General features: G+C 33.4%; 8 protein-coding genes. All 8 read left to right on the plus strand.

The features are described from left to right. Positions 1 to 65: 65 nt before the first annotated feature. A complete protein-coding gene (locus tag CH361_RS18840) occupies positions 66 to 365 on the plus strand; it encodes a type II toxin-antitoxin system HigB family toxin (RefSeq protein WP_100792375.1) in 300 nt (99 codons plus the stop codon). After that, positions 366 to 770: a helix-turn-helix domain-containing protein gene (locus CH361_RS18845; RefSeq protein ID WP_100792376.1), complete on the plus strand. Its 405-nt coding sequence runs from the start codon at positions 366 to 368 to the stop codon at positions 768 to 770. It abuts the gene before it with no gap. 223 nt (positions 771 to 993) lie between these two features. Further along, positions 994 to 1,833: a hypothetical protein gene (locus CH361_RS18850; protein ID WP_100792377.1), complete on the plus strand. Its 840-nt coding sequence runs from the start codon at positions 994 to 996 to the stop codon at positions 1,831 to 1,833. Positions 1,834 to 2,063: 230 nt separating this feature from the next. Beyond that, a complete protein-coding gene (locus CH361_RS18855; RefSeq protein ID WP_100792378.1) occupies positions 2,064 to 3,431 on the plus strand; it encodes a hypothetical protein in 1,368 nt (455 codons plus the stop codon). A gap of 254 nt (positions 3,432 to 3,685) precedes the next feature. After that, complete coding sequence (locus tag CH361_RS18865; RefSeq protein WP_100792380.1) at positions 3,686 to 3,898, plus strand: hypothetical protein; 213 nt, start codon at positions 3,686 to 3,688, stop codon at positions 3,896 to 3,898. Continuing rightward, entirely contained in the window at positions 3,898 to 4,275 is a 378-nt protein-coding gene (locus tag CH361_RS18870; RefSeq protein WP_100792381.1) for a PIN domain-containing protein, read from the plus strand. Before CH361_RS18865 ends, CH361_RS18870 begins: the two co-directional genes overlap by 1 nt. 231 nt (positions 4,276 to 4,506) lie before the next feature. After that, on the plus strand, positions 4,507 to 5,298 hold the full coding sequence (locus CH361_RS18875; protein ID WP_100792382.1) for a hypothetical protein: 792 nt from the start codon (positions 4,507 to 4,509) through the stop codon (positions 5,296 to 5,298). Between the two features lie 266 nt (positions 5,299 to 5,564). Then, complete coding sequence (locus CH361_RS18880; RefSeq protein WP_125232082.1) at positions 5,565 to 6,212, plus strand: hypothetical protein; 648 nt, start codon at positions 5,565 to 5,567, stop codon at positions 6,210 to 6,212. The last annotated feature ends 101 nt before the right edge of the window (positions 6,213 to 6,313 follow it).

Below are 6,313 nucleotides of genomic sequence, written 5' to 3' on the forward strand. Positions count from 1 at the left end.
ATCCGTGCTCGCTAAAATAGCAAAAAGTGGTTGTTACCAATTCGGTAACATACATATATTGATTTGTGAGGGTTATTTCAAGAAAAATACTCCGAGATTTCTATTCTATTCCTAAATACTCCGACTCCAAAATTCCGATCGAAGTTTGGTTTAAAGAGACTTCGAAAGCTATATGGAAATCTCCTTCTGACATCAAAGAAAAGTATCGAAATGCTAGTTTTCTTAAAGATAATAGAGTCGTTTTCAATGTACATGGTAACAAATACAGATTGATCGTGAAGATTCACTATAATTTACAAACTGTTTTTATTCGTTTTATTGGAACTCATGAACAATATGATAAAATCAATGCTGAGGTGATTTAAATGAACATTAAACCTATTAAAAATCAAAAAGATCACTTAGAAGCTCTATCTGAAATTGAGAAACTTTGGGATGCAAAGAAAAATACTCCAGAATACGATAAATTAGACATTTTAATAACATTAGTTGATGCTTACGAAACTAAACATTATCCTATTGAAGATCCAGATCCAATAGAAGCTTTAAAATCTGTTATGGATGACATGAACATGAAAAGCGTTGATTTAGGAAATCTCATCGGTGGGCGAAGTCGTGCCACTGAAATCTTAAATCGAAAAAGAAAGCTTACTTTGGAAATGATTAGAAAGATTAATCAAAATCTCGGAATCCCTACTGACATTCTTGTAAAAGAATATAAAGTCAAAACTACTAAGACAGGAAGAAAAAGAACGCCGTCCGTGGCGTAATCGCTTTTGTAGGCCCGAAAACTTCGCATAACAGCGACTTAACGCTTCGCTTCGGGACTAGCCCTCGCTCGGTCTGCGACACATTCCTCTCTGGAACTCCTCTTGCCGCCGCAAGCGTCGTTCCAGTCCCTAACGTCCCTTACAGGGACTCAGGGCCGAGGAACGTCGTTAAGTCTAGTTCGTTATACGCAAGACTGCTAAATCTCATAATAAAAGGAAATAAATGCAAAAAAGTAAAAAAAACTTAATAATATTCTTACTCTTTCTAATGAATTACAATGTTAAGGCAGAAAATTTGTATGACAAAAGGAAATTCTTTATAGAAGCAACTACTTCTCGTTCGTTGATCATTCCAAACACAAATCTTCATCAGATTGACAGCACTGTCATGAACAAAAACAATGATTTCTTCAATAGACAAGAAGTAATTGGTGACAGAACGGCTACCTATGGATCGGATCAGCAGAAAATCGCGAGTATTTATGCATTCGAAAATTCTCCTAAACCCAAATTAAAAAGTAATACATATGCTATATTTGCAGAATACCTATTTAACCCTAAATTTGGATTCGGTATCAGTTTAAACAATGCTAGTTTCCAAGCTCACAACATTAGCGACACAAAGTTTCAAAATAACTTAGCTAATGACTATCTAAATACATATCTAACAAATCAAGCCGCTAGAGAAAATTCAATTATTCGTGAAATTCTAGTTCCATATAATACAAAGAGTAATAATGAGTTTTTACAAATTGTAACCGTTGGGTTACATATAGCTTATCATTTCATTAGCCACCCTACTTTCGATCCGTACATAAGAATTGGTTTTGGCTATGGCAGAAACATAGAAGATATGGCTGTTATTTACCAGTCAACTTTATCTCTAGGAAATAGATTCTTTCTATTTGATAATTTTTATCTTCTCTTTGAAGGTACTGCTTCTAACTATGATGCTCATAAAGTCCCTGATTCAATGCCATTTGAAGCGAGAAAGAAAAATCTATCTCACGCTTGGTCGCTACAAGAATATTCAGGTAAGATAGGCTTAGGAGTCACTTTCTAAACGCAGTCCAGCGTATAACAGCGACTTAACGCTTCGCCTCGGGACTTACGCCCTCGCTCGGTCTGCGACACATTCCCCTCTGGCACTCCTCTTGCCTCTGCAAGCGTCGTTCCAGTCCCTAACGTCCCTTCCGGGACTCAGGGTCGGGGAACGTCGTTAAGTCTAGTTCGTTATGCGTAATGGTCAAACTCTGTTCTCATAATAAATGAATTAAATAATTAGGAAAAAAAGTGGAAGAAAACGGACAAAAAGCGAAATCAACTAATGAAAATTTAGATAAAAATTCAAAACATCCGATTGTAATTTCGATAGATCATGCTCTTCATAGCTATCGAGATATTGAAGCTATTTCTCGTTTATTATATCGAACATTAATTGTTATGCAGCAGAATATGTGGGATGCCTCACTTATAGAACTGAAAAAGGCTTCAACGATAAAAGATCCAGATGGAATCGAATATTTTTCAAATGAAATGCCAGCCAGTTCGGATGAAGCACTTTTATTAATAGAAAGATTAAAAGAATCTAATCTTCCATCAACTTTATTAACAAGTCTATTTCTCGGTTTATTCTCGTCATTCGATGCATTTACTGGAAATTTATTAAAATCAATTTATCAAAAAAAACCTGAGCTATTGGATACCTTAAATATTGAAGTTCCACTATCTGAAATTTTGAGATATGAATCATTTGAAGATTTAAAAGAGAGCGTCCTCAATCAAGAAATTGAAAAATTTAGAAGAAAAAGCTATGTCGAACAATTTGATCATTTAGAAAAGCAATTTGGTATTAACCTAAAGAAATTTCAGAATTGGAGTCATTTTGTTGAAATGGGTCAAAGGAGAAATTTAATAACCCATTGCGAAGGTATTGTATCTAAACAATATATAAAAATATGTAACGAAAATAAATTTGAGCTAGATTCAGAAATTATAGAAGGTAAAAAATTAAATATTGATTATGAATATTTCACCATAGCTTGTTCTTTAATTTATGAAGTCTCTTTAAAACTAGGACAAACACTTTGGCGAAAAATTTTTCCAGATGAAAACGATGAAGCAAACGAACATTTATCTCAGCCTATCTATGAGTCTCTACGATTTGAAAGATATGACAGAGCAATACTCCTTTCCGAATTTGCAATTTCAGTTGAAAATAAAATAAAGGATTTAGATCGAAGAATAAGAGTAATAAATTATGGCATAGCCTTAAAATTCTCTGGAAATACAGAAAAATGTTTAGAAATTTTAGAGAAAGAAGACTGGTCTGCATGCGCGTTGGACTTTCGATTAGCAGTTTCCGTTTTAAAAAATAATTTTGAAGAAGCCTGCAAGATTATGCTTCAAATAGGTGAAACAGGTGAATTAATTAAGAAACAATCATATCATGTCTGGCCTTTATTTAGAGAATTTAGAAAATCAAATATTTTTTTGGAATCTTACAAAACTGTCTATGGTAGCTCATTTAGTGAAGACGTTTCAGAAGAAGTCAATAAAACAGAGAAACCAAAATCATTCGAAGAACCAGAAAATCAACTAGAAACAGGTGCAGGTGAGAATTTACCTCCCTTCGAACTAATAAAACATTTAATCGGTTAAGAATTGACCACTACGCATAACAGCGACTTAACGCTTCGCTTCGGGACTAGCCCTCGCTCGGTCTGCGACACATTCCCCTCTGGCACTCCTCTTGCCTCCGCAAGCCTCGTTCCAGTCCCTAACGTCCCTTCCAGGGACTCAGGGTCGGGGAACGTCGTTAAGTCTAGTTCGTTATGCGACATGTTTGCAAAACTCATCTTATATTACAAAAAACAGGATTGACAAATCCGATATTTTATCGTATTATATATCGTATGAAAGTAACGGCAATATTACCAGATGATCTAATAACCGAAGTTCAAAAATATACAGAAGGTAAAAATATTACCGATTCTCTACAAAAGGCACTATCTGAGTGGGTTAAACTTGCAAAAGTTAAAAAACTAAATGAAAAACTAAGAAAGCAACCTTTGCAATTCTCTCTTGAATTTAGTGCAGAAAAAATCAGAAGAATTAATAGAACATAATGATTCTAGTTGATACCTCTGTTTGGATTGAATTTTTTCGTGGAAAAGAACCATATTTCTCTAAATTAGTTCAATTGATTGAAGCTTCAGATATAATTGCTCACGAAGTTGTTTTTGGTGAACTTTTGCAGGGTTGTAAAAGCAAAACTGAAATTACTTTTGTTTTAGATTACTGGGAAAGTTTAAATAACATTTTGTCTAATGGAACCTTCATTCAAGCAGGGAAGTTATCTTTTGAAAATAAACATTTAGAAAATGGAATTGGAATTATCGATTCTATATTAATATCCGAGACTAAACAAAGAAATTTAAAACTTTGGACTTTGGATAAGAAAATATTAAAAGTCCTACCAGCTCAATATATTTACGAAATATAGCAAACACGTCGTATAACAGCGACTTAACGCTTCGCTGCGGGACTTACGCCCTTGCTCGGTCTACGACACATTCCCCTCTGGAACTTCTCTTGCCTCCGCAAGCGGCGTTCCAGTCCCTAACGTCCCTTACAGGGACTCAGGGCCGGGGAACGTCGTTAAGTCTAGTTCGTTATATGCAATAAGCGAAAATTAAATTCGATTTTGCAGCCAGTTCAAAGAAATTTGAAAATTATGAATAAATCTGAATCGTTAATCACTTTAGCACGGAGATACTGCTTAAATCACTACATATACTGGTTAAACAAATATTTAAGAGAAAGAACGGGAAATGATTTTCCATACACCTACACCGAAAAGGATTACAATTTATTTCCAAGATATAATGCTCTTTTAGCCATTCTAAATGGAATTGAATTAATTGTTGGGAATCAATATGACTCTATTGATGAATGCAAATCTAAAATAATCGAATTAGGATTAAAATCAGAGAGTCCTTTTACAAAAAATACTTTAAACATGATTGCAGATAAGTCAATACTTGAGGAACGAAATAAATTTCTTAATTATATAAACAACCTTTCTGACTCTGATTTAATAAATGTTGAACCCTTGCCTCATAAAAGAAGATTATCTGAAATAGAATCTTTAGAAATACGAAATCTATTAAAAGAAAATTGGGAATTTAATGGAGGCTATTGGTATCCACTTTCCCCGTTAAAAACTAAAAAGGCATACTTTCTTAACAAAGATAATATTACAGAATCCGATTTTCTAAAAATTTCTAATTTCATTTTAAGCAATTCAAATCATCATCTTTACAAGATTACAGAAGAACAGCTAGATTATGAAATTGATGCTAGTGAATTTGAACCAAACTGTTACGAAACAATGTATACTGATAAAAATACTAGCTGGTTAATTTACGGATCACATGAAGGAACACTTTCGTTCGCCGGTAGCAAAATATCAAATTTTATATTGAATTTGTTTTCGGATAGAACAGATTTTATTAATAAATGGTAAACCATTTTCAAAGTATACATATCAGAAATTCCATTAATTGAAATTTCATTATTATCTCGCTTACTGCATATAACAGCAACTTAACGCTTCGCTTCGGGACTTGCGCCCTCGCTCGGTCTGCGACACATTCCCCTCTGGAACTTCTCTTGCCTCCGCAAGCGTCGTTCCAGTCCCTAACGTCCCTTCCAGGGACTCAGGGTCGGGGAACGTCGTTAAGTCTAGTTCGTTATACGACATTTTCAAAATCCAATTTTTTTACAATAAATATGAAAAATATAAAAAATTTCTTAATAATTTTTATTCTAGCGATAAATTGCGAAAGCTATCAAAACTATGAAGATTATATATCCGAAATTAAAGAAAGCGAAACGAATACCAAACAACTAGTTTTAAAATTTAATAATTTTGAAAAATATCCTCTTCTTCTTGATGTTTTATTATATAAAATAATTTGGAAGAATGCAAAGGAATTTAAATGCTCCGAAAAAATTCAAGAAATTCATATTAAAGAACCAAAAGATATTAAAATTCCTTTAGCTGAAAATACTCATCTATGTGCAAAAATATTTGTAAGGTACAATACTATTCGACCTTTCCAAAAAAATGAAATCGCTTTCCTGAATTTAGATCTAACCGACAATAAAGATTGTCTAAAATTAAACTATAAGTCTGATTTCTACCCAGAATACTTAAATTGCAAATATTTGGATTTTTCAAAAAAATCGAATCAAATTGTTTTCGATCATATAATTACACAAAAAGTGGATATTGATAAAACTTTTATGACTTATGGACTAACTTTCATGTCTTTAGTCGCCCAAACACCAACAAGTTATCTTGCTCCTATTCCAATGTCACTTTCAGGATACAAAACTGTTAAAAACTTCGTTGTTTTTGAAATAACAGAAATCTAGTTATGACGTTTCCACGTTACTTAATATGGTAGGTTCAAGAATTTAACGCACAAGAGTCCGTATTTCATCTTCAGGTGTATTCCAATTCAAGGTTTTTCTAG

The organism is Leptospira brenneri, assembly GCF_002812125.1.
Classification (GTDB): domain Bacteria; phylum Spirochaetota; class Leptospiria; order Leptospirales; family Leptospiraceae; genus Leptospira_A; species Leptospira_A brenneri.

Bases quoted from the DNA above. Each gene is read 5' to 3' on its own strand.
- CH361_RS18845 (WP_100792376.1), top strand. From the start codon at position 366: ATGAACATTAAACCTATTAAAAATCAAAAAGATCACTTAGAAGCTCTA.
- CH361_RS18850 (WP_100792377.1), top strand. From the start codon at position 994: ATGCAAAAAAGTAAAAAAAACTTAATAATATTCTTACTCTTTCTAATG.
- CH361_RS18865 (WP_100792380.1), top strand. From the start codon at position 3,686: ATGAAAGTAACGGCAATATTACCAGATGATCTAATAACCGAAGTTCAA.
- CH361_RS18870 (WP_100792381.1), top strand. From the start codon at position 3,898: ATGATTCTAGTTGATACCTCTGTTTGGATTGAATTTTTTCGTGGAAAA.
- CH361_RS18875 (WP_100792382.1), top strand. From the start codon at position 4,507: ATGAATAAATCTGAATCGTTAATCACTTTAGCACGGAGATACTGCTTA.
- CH361_RS18880 (WP_125232082.1), top strand. From the start codon at position 5,565: ATGAAAAATATAAAAAATTTCTTAATAATTTTTATTCTAGCGATAAAT.